The following is a 22,193-nucleotide window of genomic DNA, read 5'->3' as shown; positions in this document are numbered from 1 at the left end:
AGAAAAATCCCGAACAGGCGCCGTGCGGGAAGGCCGTCGCGCACGGGCGCGCAGGCGGTGTTTACTTTACGCCACCTCACGGCAACCGCAACGCTCACGTGAAGGGGAAAACCACAACCTGCGGAATGCCGCGTGGCGGCGGGGCGCCTCCATGCTCCCGGTGAGGAGCGCCCGCCTGCGGGTCGTCGCCTCCGGGTCCTGGGAGGACCCGGCTCAGCGTCGCCGTCCGTCACACATCGTCCTCGGACGGCACGTCCTGGGGCTTCTTGCGCCGCCGCCGGCGGGCGGGCTTGGGCGTTGCACCGGCCTCTGCCGGCCCCGGCGTGTCGAGGGCGCCAGGCGCCGCCTGCACCGGCGCCGCCGGCGCGACGAGGCTGCCGCCTTCGACCGCCGGGGCCCTGTCGGCCATGTGATAGGTGACCTGCGGGAACGGGATCTCGATGCCGCGCTCGTCGAACACCGCCTTGATGTGCTCGTTATAGGCACGCCCGACCGACCATTGCGAGCCGGGGCGGGTCTTGATGCGGGCGCGCACGGTGATGGCGCTGTCGCCGAAGGTGGTGATGCCGTGCATCTCCAGCGGCTCGAGGATCTCGGACTTGAAGTCGGTCTGCATCAGCCGGTCGAAGGCGGCATGCATCGCCAGTTTCACCTCGGTCAGGTCGCTGTCATAGGCAACGCCGATCGCCGCCACATGATAGGCCCAGCCGCGCATGAAGTTCGCCACCCGGTCGACGGTGGAGAAGGGGATCATGTGGGCGGCCCCGTCGATGTCGCGCAGGCGCACCGAGCGGATCGTCAGCTTCTCCACGGTGCCGGTGACGCCGCCCAGGGTGACCACGTCGCCCTCGTTCATGGCGTTCTCGAACTGGATGAAGGCGCCGGTGATGATGTCCTGCACCAGCTTCTGCGAGCCGAAGGAGATGGCAAGGCCGAAGACGCCGGCACCGGCGATCAGCGGGCCGATATTGACGCCGATCTCCGACAGGGTGAGCAGCGCGATCATCACCAGCAGCAGGATCGAGAAGGCGTTGCGGAACAGGTTGAACAGCGTCTTCTCGCGCGAGGTCGGCAACCGGCCGCGCGGATTGAGGCGCAGGTCCACCCAGGACATCACGGCGAGCCAGATCAGGAAGCCGATACCGAGGATGATGCCGGCGGAGGCCAGCCGGCTGACCAGGTCCTGGCCGTCGCTGGAGTGGAACCAGGACAGGGCGTCGACCGTGCCCCAGGCGTGCAGGATGCCGAGCACGACGCCGACGAAGACGGCGAGGCGGACCAGCGAGAGCACCCTCGGCACGAAGGTGTTGAGCCGCCGCTCCAGCATCGGCAGCCGCTCGTGGATGTTCTGCGGCAGGTGCACGCCGCCGGCGATGGTCCGGGTCAACGCCAGCGAGACGATGGTGCCGACCATCACCGTCAGCACCGACAGGCCGGTGGCGCGGACCATGAAGGTGACGGCGTCGAACGGGCGGGACAGCCAGACGCCGAGCAGCATCAGCACATAGACGATGGCGACCAGGTGCCAGATGCGGGCCGCGACCTCCACCAGGCCGGTGGCGACGACGTTGGACTGGCGTTCGGCATAGGCGAGGATCCGCTCGCGGGTGTCCTGGCGATTGCGCAGGATCGCGACGATCGCGATGGCGACGCTGGCCAGCACGATTATCATCCGCAGCGAATCGGCGAGCAGGAAGGAGATGTTGCTGGCGACCAGCGGCACCGCCACCATCGTCCCGTAGCCGAGCAGGTTGTAGATGACGAAGAGCCAGCGCCGCCAGTACAGAGCCTGTTCGTCGTCGAGCGGGACGAGGCGCAGGATGGTGAATTCCGGGCTGAGGGCGAAGCGGGTCAGCACCTTCGCCACCTGGGTGAAGAAGAAGGCGTTGAGGAACAGCGATTCCACCAGTTCGACGCGGCCCCTCGTGTCGCCGGTATAAAGGGCGATCGCATAGCCGGCGCCGAGCGCGATGGCGACGACGATCGCCTCCGCCACGAGATGGAGAACCAGCAGCACGACGCGCCGCAGCACCGTGACCGAGCTGCCGTCGCCGATCAGCCGGGCAAACAGCCGGTCGGCGAGCCGGTGCAGCAGCGAGACGATCGCGAACACGGCGAAGGCGAGCACGGCCAGCCGCAGCACGATGCTCTGGACACGCTCCCAGTTGGCGCCGGCGCTGTAGGCGAGCGCGGTCGGCAGCGAGGTGAAGGAGCGGGCGATCCGCTGTACATAGACCATGCCCTCGCCGAGCACGTTCTGGGTCGCGGCGGCGATGCGCAGCGCAATATGGGTCGGCTGGCGCGGAAACTCGGCCGCCGGAGCCTCCTCAGCCTCCGCCGCTGCCGCCGTGTCGGTTGCCGTGTCGGTTGCTGGGGCGGGGGGCGCTGCCGGCGGCGGCGTCGTGCCTGCGGTCGGCGGGGCGTTTCGCAGATAGTCGATCAGCGCGTCGCGGGCGCCCGGATCCTGCAGCAGGCGGATCAAGGCTTCCGCGTCCTGGCGGGCGCCGGCCTGCGGGTCCGCGTCCCCTGCGCCGTCCGCCTGGCTGCCTGCCTGACCTGGCGCCTGACCGGGCGCCTGACCTGTCGCGGCGCCGCCCGGCTGCTGGCCGGATTGCTGGCCAGTCTGGGCGAAGCCCGGTCCGACATGGGCGGCCGACAGCAGCAGAACGGCGGCGAACAGGAGGGTGAGGAGACGGGTCAGGCGTCCGTGGAAGGGCATGCGGCTTCCTTCTTGTGCCGCGCCGGCGTCCCTGCCTCGCCCGGAAGATGAGGACGGGACCGCATGGCGAGCGGTGGCGGAGGCGGCAGGAATGGCCGCCTCCTCCCGGAGGGTTCCCCTAACTCCTACCCGATAGGGGCGTTCCGTCAACCAGACGGGGTCCTGCGGCATCCTCGCCGATGCCTTCGGGAAGCAGCGCCGCCGGCAGGTTCTGATAGGCGACGGGGCGCAGGAATCTGAGGATCGCGCGCGATCCGACCGAGGTCGAGCGGGTGTCGGTGGAGGCGGGATAGGGGCCGCCATGCATCATCGCATGGCAGACCTCGACGCCAGTGGAAAAGCCGTTGGCGAGCAGGCGGCCGGCCTTGCGCTCCAGCACCGGAACCAGCTTGCGGGCAATCGCCATGTCGGCCTCGTCCGCCGTCTCCAGCAGCAGGGTGGCGGTGAGCTGGCCTTCAAGGGCGGCAGCGACGGCGAGCCGTTCGTCCTCGCTGCGGCAGCGCACGACCACGGCCGCCGGGCCGAAGACCTCTTCCTGCAGGGCGTGCGAGGCAAGGAAGGCTGTGGCCGTCGTCTCGAACACGGCCGGCGTGACGTGACAGGCGCCGGGGCCTTCGCCGGCCGGCGCGGCGGAGATCCGTGCCGACAGCGCCGCATCCTGCGCCCGGGTGCCGACGGCGCGGCGATAGGCGCCGGCAATGGCGGGGGTCAGCATGGCCTGCGCCGGCATGCCGGCAAGCACCGCGTCGGCGGCGGACAGGAACGCCTCCAGCCCTTCGCTCTCCAGCGCCACCACGACGCCGGGATTGGTGCAGAACTGGCCGGTGCCGAGCGTCAGCGAGCGGGCCCAGTCTGCGCCGAGCGTCGCCGCGCGTGCGGCGAGCGCCGCCGGCAGGGCGAAGACCGGGTTGATCGAGCCGAGTTCGCCATAGAAGGGGATCGGCTGCGGCCGCGAGACGGCGATGTCGAACAGCGCCCGGCCGCCGCGCAGCGACCCGGTGAAGCCGACGGCGGTGATCAGCGGATGGGCGACGAGAGCTGCGCCCGAGGCATGGCCCGCGCCCTGCAGCAGCGAGAAGGTGCCGGCCGGCATGTTGCAGGCGCGGATCGCGGCGGCGACGGCGCGGGCGACCAGTTCGGCGGTGCCGGGATGGGCGGGATGGCCCTTGACCACGACCGGGCAGCCGGCGGCGAGCGCCGAGGCGGTGTCGCCGCCGGTGGTCGAGAAGGCGAGGGGGAAGTTGGAGGCGCCGAAGACGGCGACGGGGCCGAGCGGGCGCAGGATCGAGCGGATCTCGGGACGCGGCAGCGGCGTGCGGTCCGGCTGCGCCGTGTCGATGCGGGCGTCGAAGCAGTGGCCGGCCTCGATCCAGTCGGCGAAGAAGCGCAACTGGCCGGTGGTGCGGCCGAGCTCGCCGGTCAGGCGGGCCTCCGGCAGGCCGCTCTCGCGCATGGCGCGGGCGACGATGGCGGGGCCGTCGATCTCCATCTCGCGGGCGATGCGGCGCAGGAAGGCGGCGCGCTCGGCGACGGGACGGGCGGCATAGTCGGCAAAGGCGGCCTCGGCGGCGCGGGCCGCGCGGTCGACTAGGGCCGCGTCGGCCTCCGCGAAGGCCGGGGCGAGCTGCTCGCCGGTTGCGGGGTCGAGGGCGTGAAACGCACCCGTTCCGGCGATCCAGTCGCCGGCAACAAGGTGATGACCGTTCGGCATGGGTATCTCCAGCGCGTCGGGGTTGGCAGGCGGGTTTCGGGCAACGTATCGCCCCGAGTACTCGACTAGTGATATATCAGAATGAAATCAACCAGTCGATCCGCAGTGCGAGGGCAGCCGGCGGCAATCGGCGCGGCAGGGGTGGCGGCAGGGGTGGCCGGATGGGGCGAGGCCGGCCGGAAACGACCGGATCGCTCGAAACCACGCCTCGACCGACAAGGGATTGGTAACCATCCCGTGTCAGGCTGATCCGGCCGCAGAAGGAAACCGGATGCTCAACGAACTGTTGAAGCTCGCTCGCACCACGACTCGCGAGGCGCGCCGCAGGTTGCTGCAGCGCGTGGCGGACCTTTTTCTGGAGCGCGTCGGCGAGCACAGCGACGCGGAACTGCGGCTCTTCAGCGACATCATCATGAAGCTGCTCGACGACGCCGGGTTGAAGGACCGGGCGCATCTGTCGAAGCGGATGGCGCCCTGGAGCCAGACGCCGCATCCGATCGCCTACCGGCTGGCGACGGACGAGATCCTGGTCGCCTCGCCGATGCTCGAGCTCAGTCCGGCGTTGACGGAGGCCGATCTCGTCAAGATCGCCCGGCGGATGCCGGAAAGCCATCTGCTGGCGGTGGCCCGCCGCGCCGACCTGCCCTGCCGGGTGTCCGATGCGCTGGTCGAGCGCGGGCCGACCAGGGTGTGGCGAGCGGTGGCGGAGAACCGGCGCAGCGGCCTGTCGGACTGGGCGCTGCGGACGCTGGCCAAGCGGGCGCTGTCCGACACCCGCCTGCGGGAGAGCGTCGCAGTGCGCGGCGATCTGACGCCGCTGATCTGCGAGTGGCTGCTGCCGCATGTCAACGCCCCGACCCGGGCGCGCCTCGAGGCGATCCTCAGCGGCGCCGATCCGCGCGAATTGTCGGCGCCGGATCTGGACAGCGAGGAACTGCGGACGAAATACAACCTGTTCATGGAGTCCTGCGACGTCGACGAGGCCTGGCGGCTGGTGCAGGACGGCACCTACAGCTTCGGCTCGATCGTGCTGGTGCTGCTGGCCGAAGGGCGGCAGGGCGATGCCTTCGACCTGTTGTCGCGCCGCACGCGCGAGAGCGTCGGCGCGGTGCAGCGGGCGGTGTTCCAGGCCGGCATCGACGAGCTGATCGGCCTGTGCCGGGTCGCGGGAACCTCCGACCAGGTGTTCCTGGCGCTGGCGCATCTGCGCTGCCGCCACCTCGGCATTCCCGAGACCCAGGCAATGCGCTGGCTCGATGCCTATCGCCGCTCGAAGCCGGCCGTGGAGGCGGGCAGCGGGACGGGCAGCGGGACGGGCATCGGCGCAGGGGGCGGCGCGGGGGGCGGCATGGCGCAGCCGCGCAGCCACCGGCCGAACGGGGCACCGCTTTCCTGATCCCTGCGCTCAGCGGCTGCGGGCAAGGATGGCCGCGGCGAGAGCGGTCGTCAGCGTCGCCGCCGCATAGAACCACAGGCCGGGCAGGGTGATCGCCGAGGCAAGGCCGCTGGTCTTGGCGGCGAAGACGACGAGCGCCACCAGCATCACGTCCATCATCGACCACTTGCCGAGCGCATGCATCAAGGCGTGGCCGATCCCCGAGCGGCCGGCCACCGCCGCCACGTGCAGGGCGAGGATCTTGACCGCCGGAAAGGCGATGGAGAACAGGCCCACCACGACCGCGAGCAGCGTCTCTCCGTCGCGCCACAGGCCGGAAACGAGAGCCAGCAGCGCCGGTCGGTCGGTGAGGAAATAGAAGCGCTCCAGCTCGATCAGCGGCAGGGTCAGGCCGAGGATGAAGCAGGTTGTGGCCGCCGGCAGCAGCAGGGCAAGGACGAGGCGCATGGTTCAGCCGTCCTGCAAGGCCGCATCCGCGGCGGCATCGGCCGCCTCATGCACCAGGTGCAGCAGCGGATAGGGCCGGCCCTGGTCGTCGCGTTCCGAGCGGCCGGTGACGGTGAAGCCGAGGCGGGCATAGAAGGCGGCAGCGCCCGCGTTCTGCTCGTTGACATCGGTCACGAGGCGGGGAAACCGCGCCAGCGCATGGGCAACGAGCGCGCGTCCCGCGCCCCGGCCATGGGCGGCCGGATCGATGAACAGCGCGTCGAGATGACCTTCGCTCAGCACCATGAAGCCGGCCACCGTGCCGTCCCGGTCGACAGCGAAGGTCAGCGGCACCTCCGGCAGGAAGCCCCGCACCATCGCCTCGATCTCGGCGAAGTCCTCCGGGGTGAGGAAATCGTGGGTTGCCGCGACCGCGCGCCGCCAGATCGCGATGGCCGTTGCGCTTTCGCCCGCGCTTGCGTCTCGTATCGTCCACATGGCGCTGCTATCCCATGCGGCGATCTTTCGCGCAAATGCAAAAGGGCCCGCGCTGCGGGCCCTTTGGGAAAGTGTGGCGGGAGAGTGTTCCGAGCCGGTCGCGGGCCGCGCGCGGGCGGCGGTGCTCAGATCCGGGTCTTGCGACGGGAGGCGACCTCGTCGAGATCGTCCTGCTCGGCCGCTTCGCGCTCCTGGCGCTCGCGGATCTGGTCGCGCTCTTCCAGCAGCTCGAACTTCTTCAGCTCCTCCAGAGCCTCGCGCAGGTCCTCGCGTGCCGCCTCGAGCTGGCCGTTCAACTCCTCTGCCGAGTTGAGCAGGTTGTCGCGGCGCTGGGCGGCGGCCTTGGCGAAGGTCGGATAGGCGAAGTGGGTCACGTCGGTGATGCCGACGCGCTCCTGCTCGGCGAGGATCTGGTCGTCCAGCTCGCGGGCCATGCGCTTGAACTCGTCGACCATCGACTCGATCTGGGCCAGTTGGCGACGACGCTCGTCGACCTGAAACTGCTTCAGGCGAATGAGACTCTCACGCGACTTCATTACTCAGTACTCCCGTTGCGCAGGCCAACTTAAGCGAGAGTCATTTCCAAAAGGTTGGCAAGTTCACTATAGCCCTCGGCGATCGTACTTGCATCGCCCTTTGACTGGCCGAGAAAGGTTTCCAGCCGGTCGTGGCGGAAGATCGCCTCGTCGACCACCGGGTCCGAGCCGCGCCGATAGGCGCCGAGGCGGATCAGCTCCTCCATGTCGGAATAGGTCGCCATCAGCGCCCGCGCCTTGCGCAGCACCGGCTGGACCGGTTCCGGCACGCAGCGCGGCATGGTGCGCGAGACCGATTTCAGCACATTGATCGCCGGATAGCGGCCGCGCTCGGCGATGGCCCGCTCCATGACGATATGGCCGTCGAGAATGCCGCGCACCGCGTCGGCGACCGGCTCGTTGTGGTTGTCGCCCTCTACCAGCACGGTGAACAGGCCGGTGATCGAGCCCGATCCCGGCCGGCCCGGTCCGGCGCGTTCCAGCAGCTTGGGCAGTTCGGTGAAGACCGTCGGCGTGTAGCCCTTGGAGGTCGGCGGCTCGCCGATCGACAGGCCGATCTCGCGCTGGGCCATGGCGAAGCGGGTGACGGAGTCCATCATGCACATGACGTTGCGCCCGGCATCGCGGAAATATTCGGCGACGGTCATCGTCAGATAGGCGGCCTGGCGCCGCATCAGCACGCTCTCGTCGGAGGTGGCGACGACGACGACCGAGCGGGCAAGGCCCTCCGGCCCCAGGTCGTCCTCGATGAATTCCTGCACCTCGCGGCCGCGCTCGCCGATCAGGCCGATCACCGCGACATCGGCGGCCATGTTGCGGGCGATCATCGACATCAGCACCGACTTGCCGACGCCGGAGCCGGCGAAGATGCCCATGCGCTGGCCCTCGCAGCAGGTGACGAAGGTGTTGAGCGCGCGGATGCCGAGGTCGAGCGGCGGGCCGACGCGGCCGCGCTCGCCGGCGGCCGGCGGGGGGCTGCGCAGCCGCCGCGGCTCGCCGCCGGCGGGCAGGGGGCCGAGGCCGTCGATCGGCTCGCCCATGGCGTTGACGACGCGCCCGAGCCAGGCCTCGCACGGATGGGCAAGGCTCTCGCGCGCCATCAGCACGGCGCGGCAGCCGAGCCGCACGCCCTCCAGCCCGGCAAAGGGCATGCACAGCGCCCGCTCGTCGCGGAAGCCGACCACCTCGGCCGGCACGGCCGGGCCGTTCTCCCCGCTCTCCACGGCCAGCACGGCGCCGACGCTCATCTCGTGCACGGGGCCGGCGACCTCGACCAGCAGACCCTGCACGGCGACCACCCGTCCGTAGATCTCGGCGGGCATCAGGGCTTCGAGTTCGGCGAAGAGCGGGTCCATCTGATCCTCAAGGCTCGGTAAAGAAGGTCCCCAAAAGCCAGGATACGGTAACCTATCATTTACGAGTTTGGTTAATCTTAGTCACGAGGGTTCATGGATGGTGAGCCATCCTGGGTCCCGCGTTCGGCGTAGAGGTTGAGTCACCTGAGTCGTTTGCCGCGGCTTCTTAATGTGACACTTGAAGATTTTATGGAAAGGATTTCCATTGAATTTTCAAGCATTTGGAAAAGTTTTCCAAACTGGCCTCATCGGCGCTTGCAGGTGTGAATCAGAATTTGTTAACCATTGTCTCACACAGTGAGTCGAGGTTAACCGCAGTCCTTAGCACCGGGAGCGTATCGGCCGGCGCGGCTTGCCCAGGATAGGCAGACATAGGGGATTGGCATGCGTGTCCTGTTGATCGAGGATGACAGCGCCACGGCGCAGAGCATCGAGCTGATGCTCAAGTCCGAGAATTTCAACGTCTATACGACGGATCTTGGCGAGGAAGGCATCGACCTCGGCAAGCTTTACGATTACGACATCATCATGTTGGACCTCAACCTGCCCGACATGTCGGGCTACGAGGTCCTGCGGACGCTGCGCGTGTCCAAGGTGAAGACGCCGATCCTGATCCTGTCCGGCCTTGCCGGCATCGAGGACAAGGTGCGCGGTCTCGGCTTCGGCGCCGACGACTACATGACCAAGCCGTTCCACAAGGACGAGCTGGTCGCGCGCATCCATGCGATCGTGCGCCGCTCGAAGGGTCATGCCCAGTCGGTCATCACCACGGGCGACCTGGTCGTCAATCTCGACACCAAGACGGTCGAGGTTTCGGGCCAGCGCGTGCATCTGACCGGCAAGGAATACCAGATGCTGGAGCTGCTCTCCCTGCGCAAGGGGACGACGCTCACCAAGGAGATGTTCCTCAACCATCTCTATGGCGGCATGGACGAGCCGGAGCTGAAGATCATCGACGTGTTCATCTGCAAGCTGCGCAAGAAGCTGGCGGCCGCCACGTCGGGCAAGAACTATATCGAGACCGTCTGGGGCCGTGGCTATGTGCTGCGCGAGCCGGAAGAGAAGGCGGCCTGAGCCGGCCTCTCCCGCATCCGAGGTTTCGAGATGTGATCGAAGGCTCCGCCGTCCGGCGGGGCCTTCGTCGTTTCGGCCTGTGTCGTATTGCGCCGCGCCTCACAACCCCCAGGCGGCGCGGAAGCGTTCGCGGATCCCGGCAAGGCGGGCGCGCGGCTCGTTGGCGAAGACGAGGCGCAGGTAGCGCCCGGCCCGGTCCGGCGCGCCCCAGCCGGTCATCGCGGTGGCGGCGATCCGTCCCTTGTCCAGCAGCAGCGCCGAGGCCCGCTCCGGCGGCAGGCCGAGCGCGGCCGTGTCGATCAGCAGCGACCAGCCGCCATCGGGCCTGACGCAGGGCAGGTCGGCGAGCTCGGTGAGGATCAGGTCGCGCCTTGCGCGCCAGCGGGCGGTCGCCTGCGCCACCCCGTCGTCATCGGTCGTCAGCGCGGCGGCCGCGCCCGGCATGCCGATGCCGACCTGGCAGACAACGTTGGACAGGCTGACGAGGCCGACATCGTTCATCAGCTCGCGCGGGCCGACGATCCAGCCGACGCGCCAGCCGATCATCCGGTATTCCTTGGAGACGCTGCCGACGGTCACCGTGCGTTCGCGCATGTCCGGAAACTGCAGCGGATGCAGAACCGGCGTATCGGTGTAGAGGATGCGCTCCATTGCCGCATCGTGCAGCAGCCAGGCGCCCGTCTGCCGCACCAGATCGCAGATCGCCTGCCATTCCTCAAGAGTGTGGACGATGCCCGACGGCATCGACGGGCTCATGGTCAGCACCGCGCGCGTCTTGTCCGAGCGGGCCGCGGCCAGCGCGTCGAGGTCCAGCCGCCAGCCGCCCTCCGCTACCGTCAAGGGCACCAGGCGCGGCACGCCGCCGGCCAGGCGGATGCGGTTGAGCAGGCCGGCATAGGCCGGATCGGTGATGATCACCTCGTCGCCCGGCTCCAGGATCGCCAGCAGCACGTTGAGAATGCCGGAGAGGCCGCCGGCCGAGACGATGCATTCTCCTTCCGGATCATACGCGACGCCCGTGTCGGCCTTGATCCGGGCGACGGCCGCCTCGCGCAAGGCGTGGATGCCGAGGAACGGCAGGTAGCTGTTGGCCGCGTCCGCATCGACCGCGGCGCGGGTCGCCTCCAGCGCGGCGCGCGGCGGGGCGATATCCGTGTCGAGGTTCTCCAGCCGCAGCATGACCGGATCATCGAGCGCGTCGGCGGCATTGCCCATCTTGTCGACATTGATGCCGGGGATGTGGCGCAGGCGAGAAACTGTCATACGATTCTCCATATTGGATCCAATTAAAGATATTGAATGCAGAACTTGCCGGGCTATGTCAATTGTCGAAGGCGGGGAATCAGGGTGGGTCGCGGCGACGCGCGCGGTTCGCCTTGCTGCCAACAGGCAAGACAGGCAGACGGATCATGACGGCGAGCGGATCGGGCGACAGCGGGCAGGGGAGGCAGACGGCGGGCGCCAGGGACCGCGACCAGACGCAGGCGGTCGCCGACCGGCTGCGCACGCGGATCATTTCCGGGGAGCTCGCCGCCGGCCAGCCGCTGCGCCAGGAGACGATTGCCGAGGCCTATGGCGTCAGCCGCATGCCGGTGCGCGAGGCGCTGCGCCTGTTGCAGGCGGAAGGCTTCGTGGAGATGGTCCGCAATCGCGGCGCCAGCGTCGCGGCGATCGACGCGCGCGATCTCGCCGAGATCCACGAGATGCGGGTGCTGGCCGAGTGTCTTGCCCTGCGCCACGCGATCCCCGAACTCACCGAGAGCCGGATCGACCGGGCGGAAAGCATCCAGGGCGAACTGGAAACCGCACCCATCGAGGCGTTCGGCGCGCTCAACAAGCGCTTCCACATGACGCTGTACGAGGCCTGCGGCCGGCCGCGCCTGCTCGCGCATATCTCATTGCTGCACGATGCGGCGGACCGCTACCTGCGCATCGCCATCCGCCAGCTCGACTATGCGGTGCGCTCCGACCGCGAGCACCGCGAACTCCTCGCCGCCTGCCGCCGCCGCGATGCGGAGGCCGCGCAGGAGATCCTGCGCACCCATATCGAGGAAGCCGGCAAGGCCTTGCTGGCGGCGTTGCGGGGGTAGGGGGGCATAGAAATATTATGAAAGTACTTTAAAATTCAGTATCTTCTTCTTCATCATCTTCATATGGAATGATCTCCTCGAGAGGCTCCTCGAGAGGCTCCTCGGGAAGCGCCTCACGGTAGGCGGGTTTTCCTGTCGCTTTTTCTATGAGAAGCAGCAGGGCTTCTCGACGTCGCGCGAAGAATTCGTCAAAACTATCCTGCCGTAACAGTGCTGGATCTATCAGGTGGGAAGCAAGATAGGAATCAATGTCCGTGTCCGCTGCACCACCCTTTTCGGGCAGCCTTGCCAGATACCGCGAGGGCGCATCGCCTCCAATCACACGATTTGTTCTGTAGCTGAGCGGAGTCTTATTTACGATGCTATCGAAAGCTTCTCGCTTGATACCCTCTTTTTGGCACCATGCTCGCGGGAATATGTGATGGATGTCGACCGCTTCGTCAAAGTAGGTAGTATGGATGAAAGGTTGTCCAGAGCGGAAGTCGCGTGCACCTTCGTTCATCAGAAGCGCGTGAATGCCCTTGTAGGCAGCGGAAAGCCGCGATGTCATGGTATTCAAGCGTTCTGCTCGGAACCCTGCGTCTCTGACAGTGGTTGGCTCGTTGCCGCCGTCTATCCAGGACAGAACGTCAGAAAGGTCTTTCGCAAAACGTGTTTCTATCGCGCCACCATAGAGTTCGCCGAAGACGCCGCACCAATACCAATTTGATAGCTTCTTTCGAACTGGATCGTGCTCCCATTTGTCGCCGAGTTCTGCCAAGATCGCAGCGAGCGGCACGATCTGCGATTTATAGGGAACGTCCCTGAACCAGTAAATATTCTGACTGAACAGGAATTTCCCAGCTTTACGGAAGCCTTCTTCAAGCTTCGAAGAATATTTCTTGTAGGCCCAGAGCGGCACATTGAGAAGCGTTTCTCTGGTGCAACTAATTGCCGGAGCGTCGCCAGTTCGATGCTCGGCAATGTGACTCGCGCGGCGGTCACGTGTGTACAAAAGAGACAAAGCTTGAAAGAACTCTGTCGGCTCAACACGCGTTAATGGATGATCTTTCAGCGCAATCGAGGCTCGTAGCCCCTGCAATATTACCGACCACTCGTCGCGCAGGTGAAATCCTTCTTCTTCTCCCGCATATATTGCGGTAAGCAACTCAAAGGCATCAAGCTTCTTTCCTCCGGTATTTACTTTCTCGAAGACGAGGCATACGGCCTCGCGACTGGTTCGTCGGCCGAGCTCTATTACCGGCATTTGATACTGATGAAAGGCCGTCAGAACTTCGTTCAAGAACCGGAACCAGAACTGTGTTTTGTCACCGTCGTATTTCCAGTGGGCGACAAAGCCGGTTTGCCAATGATTCCAGTCAAATATACTATTGGTCGGAAACATCATTTGCTGGAATTCAGATGTCTCGGAGGACAGGTCTCGAATAACGTCCTTGCCAAAGTTCTTCGTCTCTATTTTGCTTTCTGGCAGGCCAATGATCGCGTCGAACCTATCAGATTCGTCACGCAATGCCATCTCCATATCAATATAATAGAATCTTTTTATCTTCTGTTTCTTGCTGTTTATCGTGTCAACGACGTCTTTTCTCATCGTCGTCTGGTAAAGAGAGGTAATTCTTTGTTGTCCGTCGAGAAGCAGTGACTCCGGCGAAGTCTGTTGGCTTGCCTCAGGGGCGCCTTCGATCGCACGAGGCTTGAAACGAACATCTCCTCCTGTCTGTAGCGTCATCACCGCGCCAACAGGAAAGGACCTGGAAATGGACGCCAAGAGGCTCCTTAATCCTTCGTCGTCCCAAACCCAACCTCTTTGAAAGTCCGGAAGTTGAATCTGTCCATCGCGGGCTCTTTTTAGTAAATCATCAAGCGGTTTCTTGGTGCTGTCAAATTCAACTCTTGGCATCTGTGCGCCTCATTTAAATTTTAAATTGAAAACGGAATTTTAACAATTAACTTCAGATCCTCTTCCTGAAGCATGCTGCCGAAGTGTCTCCTTGTGTCAGCTTCCGTAATAAGTTTCATGTGTTTTTTGCGTCAAGGCAAGATCCCCCCTACCGCTCCAGCCCGCCCGTCAGCGTCATCGCCTGGCGGCGGAGATAGTGCATCAGGTCGTCGGCGCGGGCGCGGGCGAGGGCGACGTCGCCAGAGGCGATGGCCTGCATCAGTTCCATATGGTGCCAGGCGGCGGAGTTGAGGTCGCTCTCGCCGAAATAGCGGAACCAGAACCGCCGCGAATGGCTCTGCAGCGGCGCCACCACGCGGGCGGCGAAGGGGTTGCAGGAGGCGACCGCGACGATTTCATCGAAGGTCTTGTCCTCGCGCAGGAAGGCGGCGACATCGCCCTTGGCGGCGGCATCGCGCATGGCGCGGGCGCAGTCGGCCAGCCGGTCGCGCTCGTCGCGGCTGGCCAGATGCGCGGCCGAACCGGTCAGCAGGATCTCAAGCCCGTGCCGCGCCTCGAGCACGCGGGCGAAATCGGCCGGGTTGATTTCGGCGACGAGAATGCCGAGGCGCGGGCGGATCGTCACCAGCCCCTCCCAGGCGAGGCGCTGGATCGCCTCGCGGATCGGCGTGCGGCCCATGTCGAGCAGCGCCGCGATGCGGCTTTCCGTCATCGCCGTGCCGGGCGCAAGGCCGAGCGTGACGATCTGCTCCTCCAGCGCGCGATAGGCGCGGGCGGCGCGGCTTTCCTCTCCCTCCTGGCCGCTTGCGGCGGCGGGCTCGGCGGTGTCGGCGGCGCGGCCGCCTCCGGCGGGGCTGGCTGTCATGGCGCTCTCCTCTGGCCGGTCACCCGAAGCTGAAGTTCGTCACATCTCGCGGCGTGCCTTGAGCGAACTTCAGAGCCAACAGGGTGACGAGCGAGTTCCGTTTCCAGCGCAGTTTTCGAATTTGAAACACGCCCTGGAGGGTGCTGCCAACATGAGGCCTATCTCAAATTCACCACACTGCCTCCTCTTGATATATCAGTTGTTGACAGAAAGAAAGCCGCATGGGAATGTGCATCCGACAACTGATATATCAGATGACGGCAAGGGAGTTTCGATCATGTGGCGCGGTGTCTTTCCGGCGGTAACCACCAAGTTCACCAGCGACGACAGGCTGGACATGGCCGAGATGGAGCGCTGCTTCGCGCTGCAGGTCGGGGCGGGCGTCGACGGGCTGATCGTCTGCGGCTCGCTCGGCGAGGCGATGGCGCTCGAGGGAGACGAAAAGCTCGAGATCCTCAAGCTGGCGAAGTCGGTGGCCGGCAGCCGCCCCGTGCTGATGACCGTGTGCGAAAGCTCGACGCGCCGCGCGGTCGCGGCCGCGCAGGCCGCGGCCAAGGCCGGCGCCGACGGGCTGATGGTGCTGCCCGGCGTGCCCTATCGCTCGGCCCCGCACGAGACGCTGGCACATCTCTTCGCGGTCACCCGCGGCTCCGGCCTGCCGTCGATGATCTACAACAACCCGGTCGCCTATGGCGTCGACGTGACGCTGGAGATGTTCGAGGAACTGGCCGCCGAGCCGCTGGTCGTGGCGATGAAGGAGTCCACCGACGACATCCGCCGCGTCAGCGAGGTGATCTCGCGCTTCGGCGATCGGTTCGACGTCTTCACCGGCGTCGACAACCTGGCGCTGGAAAGCCTCGTGATGGGCGCCACCGGCTGGGTCGCCGGCCTCGTCGTCGCCTTCCCGAAGGAGACGGTGGCGATCTGGAAGCTGGCGCAGGCCGGCCGCATCGAGGAGGCGCGGGCGATCTACCGCTGGTTCCGCCCCTTGCTGGATCTCGATGTCTCGACCAATCTGGTGCAGAACATCAAGCGCGCCGAAGTGCATGCGATCGGCTCCAACGACCGCTGCCGGGCGCCGCGCATGGCGCTGTCGGGTGCCGAGGCCGAGCGGGTCGACGGCATCATCCGCGCCGCGCTGGCGGTCCGGCCGACCCTGCCGACGCTCTGAGGCACTGCGGATCCACTTGGTGGATCCGTGCAACAGGCGGGGCGCGCCCCGGGACAGGATGAGCGCATGAGCGACAGATCCGAGGTCACGATCATCGGTGCCGGCATCGTCGGCCTCGCCACGGCGGCGGTGCTGCTGGCGCGCGGCCATGCGGTGACGGTGATCGACCGGGACGCGCCGGGCAGCGGCGCCTCGCGCGGCAATGCCGCCGCCGTCGCCTGGACCGATGTCGCCCCGCTCGCCTCGCCCGGTATCTGGCGCAAGGCGCCGGGCTGGCTGCTCGATCCGCTCGGCCCGCTCGCCATCCGCCCCGCCTATGCCCTCTCCATCCTGCCCTGGATGCTGCGCTTCATGCAGGCTTCGCGGCCGGCCGCCTGGCGCCGGTCGATTTCCGCCATCGCCGCGCTCAATGGTGCGGCGCTGCCGGCCTGGGAGCGGCTGTGGCAGGGCAGCGGGACACTTGGCCGGGTCAAGCGCGAGGGCTGTCTCGACGTCTTCGACAAGCCGGGTGAAGTCGCCCGCGCCCGCTCCGGCTGGCAGTTGCAGCGCGACCACGGCATTGAGGTCCGCGAGGTGAGCGGTGCCGAGCTGCGCGAGATGGAGCCGGATTTGGGCCCCACGGTCGTTGGCGGCGCCTTCCTTCCCGGCTGGGTGCAGGTGGACGATCCGCACGGGCTGTGTCTCGATCTTGCCGCCCATGTGCGGGCGCGCGGCGGCGCCATCGAACAGGGCGAGGTGGTGGCGCTGGCGCGCTGCGGCGAGGGCGTCATCCTGCGCCTGCGCGAAGGGCCGGTGCGCCGGGCGCCGCATGTGGTGCTCGCTTGCGGCGCCTGGTCGCGGCGGCTTGCCGCCGGCCTCGGCGAGGACGTGCCGCTCGACACCGAGCGCGGCTACAACATCACCGTGCCCGAGCCGGGCGTTTCCTTCCGCCGCTTCATCATGCTGGCCGGCTACGGCTTCGTGCTGTCGCCGCTGGCGAGCGGCCTGCGCATCGGCGGGGCGGGGGAGTTCGGCGGGCTGTCCGCCGATCCGGACTGGCGGCGCGTCGATGCGCTGGTCGCCCGTGCCGGCAAGGTGGTGCCGAAGCTGGATGCGACGACCGGCGAGCGGTGGATGGGCTTCCGCCCCTCGCTGCCCGACAGCCTGCCGGTGATCTCGCCAAGCCGGCGGATCCCCGGCCTCATCCATGCCTTCGGCCATGCCCATCACGGCTTGACGCAGGCAGCGGTGACGGGCGAACTCGTCGCCGCGCTCGTCGCCGGCGAGCAGCCCTCCGTCGACCTTGCCCCTTACGCGGTCGACAGGTTCTGACAGACGGTTCTTTTCTCGAGGAGGCAGCCGTGGCGCGGCATACGTTCTTCTGCATCGACGGACACACCTGCGGCAATCCGGTGCGGCTCGTTGCCGGCGGAGGACCCAATCTTGCCGGCGACAGCATGCTGGCGCGGCGGGCGGATTTCCTTGAGCGCTACGACTGGATCCGCACCGGGTTGATGTTCGAGCCGCGCGGCCACGACATGATGTCCGGCTCGATCCTCTATCCGCCGACGCGCGCGGATTGCGATATCGGTGTGCTCTATATCGAGACCTCCGGCTGCCTGCCGATGTGCGGCCACGGCACCATCGGCACCGTGACGATGGCGATCGAGGAGGGGCTGCTGGTGCCGCGTACGCCGGGCCAGGCGCGGCTCGAAACGCCGGCCGGTCTGGTGCTTGCCGATTACGAGATGGAGGGTGAGCATGTCGCCTCCGTGCGGCTGACCAACGTTCCCTCGTTCCTGGCAGCGCAGGATCTTGAGATCGACTGCCCGGAGCTCGGCCGGCTGACCTTCGACGTCGCCTATGGCGGCAATTTCTACGCCATCATCGAGCCGCAGGACAATTTCGCGGGTGTTGGCGCCATCGATATCGACCGGCTGGTGGCGATCAGCCCGCCCTTGCGCGCCGCGCTCAACGAGGCATACGAGATGGTGCATCCGGAGGACGGGCGCATCCGCGGCATCAGCCATATCCAGTGGACGGGCCCGGCGACCCAGCCGGGGGCGGACGCGCGCAACGCCGTCTTCTACGGCGACAAGGCCATCGACCGCAGCCCCTGCGGCACCGGCACCTCGGCCCGCCTTGCCCAGTTGCAGGCGCGCGGCCGGCTGAAGGTCGGCGACCGCTTCGTGCATGAGAGCGTCATCGGCTCGCTGTTCACCGGCGGGGTGAAGTCCGAGACCACCGTCGGCGGCCGGCCGGCCATCGTGCCCACCATCGAGGGCTGGGCGGTGAAGACCGGCACCTCCACGATCACGCTGGACGAGCGCGACCCCTACATGACCGGCTTTTCGGTCACTGGCACGGGGGTGAAGCTCTATCCGCGCCCCTAAGCGGGTGCACAGGCGGGCGCGAAGCCTGTAGGAAGGAAGCGAACCAACTCGGGATCCGATTCGCTTCATGGACTGGTCGCCCCAGCAGCGGCACGCGCTCGACGAGACGGCGCGCTGGCTGAAATCGAAAGACAAGCAGGTCTTCCGCCTGTTCGGCTTCGCCGGCACGGGCAAGACGACGCTCGCCCGCCATCTGGCGGAAGGCATCGACGGCGATGTCGCCTTCGGCGCCTTCACCGGCAAGGCCGCGCATGTGCTGCGCCAGAAGGGCTGCGTCGACGCCACCACCATCCATGCGATGATCTACCGGCCGCGCGGTCGCAAGGAGGAGAGCGAGGACGAGGAGGAGAGCCTCAGCTTCTCGATCAACCGCGACAGCATCGCCTCCAAGGCCAAGCTGATCGTCATCGACGAATGCTCGATGGTCGACGAGGATCTCGGCCGCGACCTGCTCTCTTTCGGCACGCCGGTGCTGGTGCTCGGCGATCCGGCGCAGCTTCCCCCGGTCAAGGGCGGCGGCTTCTTCACCGAGGCCGAGCCCGACGTGATGCTGTCGGAGGTGCACCGCCAGGCGCGCGACAATCCGATCGTCCACATGTCGATGCTGATCCGCGAGGGCGGCGAGCTGGAGGCGGGGCGCTACGGCGACAGCCGCATCATCTCGCGCCGCGAGATCGATGCCGCCGCGATCCTCGCCAGCGACCAGGTGCTGGTCGGCACCAACCGCACGCGGCGGCTCTACAATGGCCGCATCCGCGAGCTGAAGGGCTACACGACGCCGATGCCGGCGGTCGGCGACAAGCTGGTGTGCCTGCGCAACGACAAGGCCAAGGGCCTGCTCAACGGCGGGCTGTGGACCGTGGCGCGGCTGCGCCCGTCCAAGGGCAACACGCTGCGCTTCGACGTGCGCCCGGAGGACGAGGCCGCCGGCAAGGGCCGGGTGCAGGTCAAGGTGCTGCCCGGCCTGTTCGAGGAGGGCGCGGACCAGATCCCCTACGCCCTCAAGCGTCGCTCCGACGAGTTCGACTACGGCTATGCGCTGACCGTCCACAAGGCGCAGGGCTCGCAATGGGACGACGTCGTCCTGTTCGACGAGAGCTGGGCCTTCCGCGAATATCGCGACCGCTGGCTCTACACGGCGGTGACCCGCGCCGCGCAGCGCATCACCGTGGTGCGCTGAGCGCGAGCCCGGCCAGGTCCGGCCCGGCTGTCGCCGTTTTCCACTTTCGCCCTCGCCTCTTGGCGTCCCGCACTGGCGTCGCGGGCGCGGCTTGCGTAAAGTGCCCGGCCCGCCGGCCGGCCCTCGCCCGGCGGCCCGATTTGTCGACAGGCCCGCAAGATGACCGATCTTTCCTCCTTTTCGCCGGACGTTCCGGCTTCCCGTCCCGCGTCCGCGAAGACGGCGCTGCCGCCGGAGATTTCCGCCCGCATCGCCCGCATCATCGCGGCGGAGCTCGTCTGCCGGCCGGAGCAGGTCTCCGCGACGGTGGAGCTGCTCGACGGCGGCGCCACCGTCCCCTTCGTCGCCCGTTACCGCAAGGAGGCGACCGGCGGTCTCGACGACACGCAGTTGCGCCGGCTCGAGGAGCGGCTGACCTACTTGCGCGAAATGGAGGAGCGGCGCGGCGCGATCCTGCGTTCCATCGAGGAGCAGGGCAAGCTGGACGACGCGCTGGCCGGGCGCATCCATGCGGCCGAGACCAAGGCGCAGCTCGAGGATCTCTACCTGCCGTTCAAGAAGAAGCGGCGGACCAAGGCGCAGATCGCCCGCGAGGCGGGGCTGGAGCCGTTGGCCGACCTGTTGATCACCGATCCCTCGCAGGACCCGCAGGCAGCAGCCATCCGCTTCGTCGACGCGGAAAAGGGTGTCGAGGACGCCAAGGCGGCGCTCGACGGGGCGCGGCAGATCCTGATGGAGCGCTTTGCGGAAGACGCGGCGCTGGTCGGGCGGCTGCGCTCGCACATGACCTCGGGCGCGGTGCTGCGCTCGCGGGTGGTCGAGGGCCAGGAGCAGGCGGGCGCCAAGTTCTCCGACTATTTCGACTATCGCGAGAAATGGGCCGACGTGCCGAGCCACCGGGCGCTGGCGCTGCTGCGCGGACGCAACGAGGGCGTTCTGGCGCTGGAACTGGCCGTCGACGAGGACGACCAGCGCACCTTCAAGCCGGTCGAACTGATGGTGATGAAGGCCGCCGGCATCGAGGACCGGGGCCGGCCGGCCGACCGCTGGCTGGCGGAGACGGCGCGCTGGGCCTGGCGGGTCAAGCTGGCGCTGCATCTGGAACTCGACCTGATGAACGCGCTGCGCGAGAAGTCCGAGGAAGAGGCGATCCACGTCTTCGCCCGCAATCTCAAGGACCTGCTGCTGGCCGCTCCCGCCGGCCACAAGACGGTGCTGGGCCTCGATCCCGGCATCCGCACCGGCGTCAAGGTGGCGGTGGTCGATGCCACCGGCAAACTGGTCGAGACGACGACGATCTATCCGTTCCAGCCGCGCAACGACATCGTGGGCTCGACGGCGGCGCTGAAGGCGCTGATCGCCCGGCACGGCATCTCGCTCATCGCCATCGGCAACGGCACGGCGAGCCGCGAGACCGACCGGCTGGTCGCCGATCTGCTCGGCGAGATCCCGCCGGCGAACCGCCCGATCAAGGTGATCGTCAACGAGGCCGGCGCCTCGATCTATTCGGCGAGCGAGCTGGCCTCGCGCGAACTGCCCGGCGTCGACGTCTCGCTGCGCGGTGCGGCCTCCATCGCCCGCCGCCTGCAGGATCCGCTGGCCGAACTGGTCAAGATCGAGCCGAAGTCCATCGGCGTCGGCCAGTACCAGCACGACGTCAACCAGACGAAACTGGCCAAGGCGCTGGACGCGGTGGTCGAGGATGCGGTGAACGCGGTCGGCGTCGACCTCAACACCGCCTCCACCGCGCTGCTCGCCCGCGTCTCCGGCCTTTCCGCCGGCCTTGCCGAGGCCATCGTGGCGCACCGGGAGGCGGCGGGCGCGTTCCGCGACCGCAAGGCGCTGCTCAAGGTGGCGCGGCTCGGGCCCAAGGCCTTCGAGCAATGCGCCGGCTTCCTGCGCATTCCCGGCGGCGACAATCCGCTCGACGCGTCTTCCGTGCACCCGGAGGCCTATCCGGTGGCCAGCCGCATCGTGCAGGCCTGCGGCCGGCCGCTGTCCGAGGTGATGGGTAATGCGGCGCTGCTGAAAGGGCTTGATCCCGCGCGCTTCGCCGACGACACGTTCGGCCTGCCGACCGTGCGCGACATCCTCACCGAGCTGGAAAAGCCCGGCCGCGATCCGCGTCCGGAGTTCAAGACCGCCAAGCTTGCCGACGGCGTCGAGACGATGAGCGACCTGCGCCCCGGCATGGTGCTGGAAGGCACGGTCACCAACGTCACCAATTTCGGCGCCTTCGTCGATATCGGCGTCCATCAGGACGGCTTGGTGCATGTCTCGCAGATCGCCGACCGTTTCGTGCGCGTTCCGGCCGAGGTGGTGAAGGCCGGTGACATCGTCCGGGTGAAGGTCGTGGAGGTCGACATGGCGCGCAAGCGCATCGGCCTGACCATGCGCAAGGACGGCGGCGAGGCGGCCGGCGGGCGGGGTGCCGGCGGCTCCGACCGGCCGCGCGGCGATCCCGGCGGCCCTGGTAGCGGTGGTGATCGTCCGAAGGGTGGGCCCGGCGGCCCGCGTCGCGGCGGGCCCGGTGGCGGTTCTGGCGGTGGCGGTTCCGGTGGTGGTTCTGGCGGCTCGCGGCCCTCGCAGGGCGGCGGCGACGGCGCCATGGCCGCAGCCCTTGCGGCGGCCTTCAACAAGAAGCCGCGCTGATCGGGAAAGGGCATCCTTCTCCATCGACCGCTCTGGGAACGAATGGACCCCGGCTCTCCGGCTTCGCCTGCGGCCGGGGTGACATCCGTGGGTGGGGTGACATCCGTGGGTGGGGTGACCGGTGCGTGCTTGCGTGCGACCGGGGGTGACGGCCGAGAGGATGCGAGGTCGTGCCTCCCCCTCGGAAGGTCATCCCGGCCGCGCGCAGCGCAGAGCCGGGACCCATTGGCACCCTCAGCGGGCATGAG

Annotated in this window: 17 protein-coding genes; 8 read left to right on the top strand and 9 right to left on the bottom strand. The window is 67.5% G+C overall.

Annotation, left to right across the window (positions count from 1 at the left end):
* Window positions 1–229 precede the first annotated feature (229 nt).
* Both TSB10P1A_RS13320 and TSB10P1A_RS13315 read right to left on the bottom strand, forming a co-directional pair.
* The gene (locus tag TSB10P1A_RS13320; RefSeq protein WP_186388402.1) at window positions 230–2,719 is read right to left on the bottom strand and encodes a mechanosensitive ion channel domain-containing protein; all 2,490 of its coding nucleotides are present in this window, start codon (window positions 2,717–2,719) and stop codon (window positions 230–232) included.
* 118 nt (window positions 2,720–2,837) lie between these two features.
* Window positions 2,838–4,430, bottom strand: a complete 1,593-nt coding sequence (locus TSB10P1A_RS13315; protein ID WP_186388401.1) for an aldehyde dehydrogenase (NADP(+)) — start codon at window positions 4,428–4,430, stop codon at window positions 2,838–2,840.
* 271 nt (window positions 4,431–4,701) lie between these two features.
* On the opposite strand from TSB10P1A_RS13315, the gene TSB10P1A_RS13310 reads away from it, so the two are divergent.
* Entirely contained in the window at window positions 4,702–5,826 is a 1,125-nt protein-coding gene (locus tag TSB10P1A_RS13310) for a DUF2336 domain-containing protein (protein WP_186388400.1), read from the top strand.
* 9 nt (window positions 5,827–5,835) lie between these two features.
* Here TSB10P1A_RS13310 and TSB10P1A_RS13305 read toward each other — a convergent pair whose 3' ends face one another.
* From TSB10P1A_RS13305 to fliI, 4 genes are all read right to left on the bottom strand, one after another.
* Complete coding sequence (locus tag TSB10P1A_RS13305) at window positions 5,836–6,273, bottom strand: paraquat-inducible protein A (protein WP_186388399.1); 438 nt, start codon at window positions 6,271–6,273, stop codon at window positions 5,836–5,838.
* Window positions 6,274–6,276: 3 nt separating this feature from the next.
* Window positions 6,277–6,750, bottom strand: a complete 474-nt coding sequence (locus tag TSB10P1A_RS13300; RefSeq protein ID WP_186388398.1) for an acetyltransferase — start codon at window positions 6,748–6,750, stop codon at window positions 6,277–6,279.
* 125 nt (window positions 6,751–6,875) lie between these two features.
* A complete protein-coding gene (gene fliJ / locus TSB10P1A_RS13295) occupies window positions 6,876–7,286 on the bottom strand; it encodes a flagellar export protein FliJ (RefSeq protein WP_186388397.1) in 411 nt (136 codons plus the stop codon).
* A gap of 29 nt (window positions 7,287–7,315) precedes the next feature.
* The gene (gene fliI / locus TSB10P1A_RS13290; RefSeq protein ID WP_186388396.1) at window positions 7,316–8,641 is read right to left on the bottom strand and encodes a flagellar protein export ATPase FliI; all 1,326 of its coding nucleotides are present in this window, start codon (window positions 8,639–8,641) and stop codon (window positions 7,316–7,318) included.
* Between the two features lie 384 nt (window positions 8,642–9,025).
* Here fliI and ctrA point away from each other — a divergent pair, with 384 nt between their 5' ends.
* Entirely contained in the window at window positions 9,026–9,715 is a 690-nt protein-coding gene (gene ctrA, locus TSB10P1A_RS13285; protein WP_067218837.1) for a response regulator transcription factor CtrA, read from the top strand.
* Window positions 9,716–9,814: 99 nt separating this feature from the next.
* On the opposite strand, the gene TSB10P1A_RS13280 is transcribed toward ctrA, so the two are convergent.
* Window positions 9,815–10,978 (bottom strand): pyridoxal phosphate-dependent aminotransferase, encoded by a 1,164-nt coding sequence (locus TSB10P1A_RS13280; protein ID WP_186388395.1) that lies wholly within the window; start codon window positions 10,976–10,978, stop codon window positions 9,815–9,817.
* 146 nt (window positions 10,979–11,124) lie between these two features.
* Here TSB10P1A_RS13280 and TSB10P1A_RS13275 point away from each other — a divergent pair, with 146 nt between their 5' ends.
* Window positions 11,125–11,805: a GntR family transcriptional regulator gene (locus TSB10P1A_RS13275; protein WP_186388394.1), complete on the top strand. Its 681-nt coding sequence runs from the start codon at window positions 11,125–11,127 to the stop codon at window positions 11,803–11,805.
* Between the two features lie 28 nt (window positions 11,806–11,833).
* Here the strand turns inward: TSB10P1A_RS13275 and TSB10P1A_RS13270 are convergent, their stop codons facing one another.
* Window positions 11,834–13,705 (bottom strand): DUF262 domain-containing protein, encoded by a 1,872-nt coding sequence (locus TSB10P1A_RS13270; RefSeq protein WP_186388393.1) that lies wholly within the window; start codon window positions 13,703–13,705, stop codon window positions 11,834–11,836.
* A gap of 148 nt (window positions 13,706–13,853) precedes the next feature.
* Window positions 13,854–14,570 carry a GntR family transcriptional regulator gene (locus tag TSB10P1A_RS13265; RefSeq protein WP_186388392.1) on the bottom strand — a complete coding sequence of 239 codons (717 nt, stop codon included), beginning with the start codon at window positions 14,568–14,570 and terminating at the stop codon, window positions 13,854–13,856.
* A 277-nt stretch (window positions 14,571–14,847) separates the two neighbouring features.
* Here TSB10P1A_RS13265 and TSB10P1A_RS13260 point away from each other — a divergent pair, with 277 nt between their 5' ends.
* The 5 genes from TSB10P1A_RS13260 to TSB10P1A_RS13240 all read left to right on the top strand — a co-directional run bounded on the left by TSB10P1A_RS13260 (window position 14,848) and on the right by TSB10P1A_RS13240 (window position 21,945).
* The gene (locus tag TSB10P1A_RS13260) at window positions 14,848–15,741 is read left to right on the top strand and encodes a dihydrodipicolinate synthase family protein (RefSeq protein ID WP_186388391.1); all 894 of its coding nucleotides are present in this window, start codon (window positions 14,848–14,850) and stop codon (window positions 15,739–15,741) included.
* Between the two features lie 66 nt (window positions 15,742–15,807).
* The gene (locus tag TSB10P1A_RS13255) at window positions 15,808–17,052 is read left to right on the top strand and encodes an FAD-binding oxidoreductase (RefSeq protein ID WP_186388390.1); all 1,245 of its coding nucleotides are present in this window, start codon (window positions 15,808–15,810) and stop codon (window positions 17,050–17,052) included.
* Window positions 17,053–17,081: 29 nt separating this feature from the next.
* Window positions 17,082–18,113, top strand: a complete 1,032-nt coding sequence (locus TSB10P1A_RS13250; RefSeq protein WP_186388389.1) for a 4-hydroxyproline epimerase — start codon at window positions 17,082–17,084, stop codon at window positions 18,111–18,113.
* Window positions 18,114–18,180: 67 nt separating this feature from the next.
* On the top strand, window positions 18,181–19,293 hold the full coding sequence (locus TSB10P1A_RS13245; RefSeq protein ID WP_186388388.1) for an ATP-dependent RecD-like DNA helicase: 1,113 nt from the start codon (window positions 18,181–18,183) through the stop codon (window positions 19,291–19,293).
* A 159-nt stretch (window positions 19,294–19,452) separates the two neighbouring features.
* Window positions 19,453–21,945 carry a Tex family protein gene (locus TSB10P1A_RS13240; protein ID WP_186388387.1) on the top strand — a complete coding sequence of 831 codons (2,493 nt, stop codon included), beginning with the start codon at window positions 19,453–19,455 and terminating at the stop codon, window positions 21,943–21,945.
* Window positions 21,946–22,193: the final 248 nt, after the last annotated feature.

It is taken from the genome of Stappia sp. TSB10P1A (genome assembly GCF_900185725.1).
Taxonomy (GTDB): Bacteria; Pseudomonadota; Alphaproteobacteria; order Rhizobiales; family Stappiaceae; genus Stappia.
Note: the sequence above shows the minus strand (reverse complement) of the source record. Positions and strands in the feature narration are given on the sequence as shown.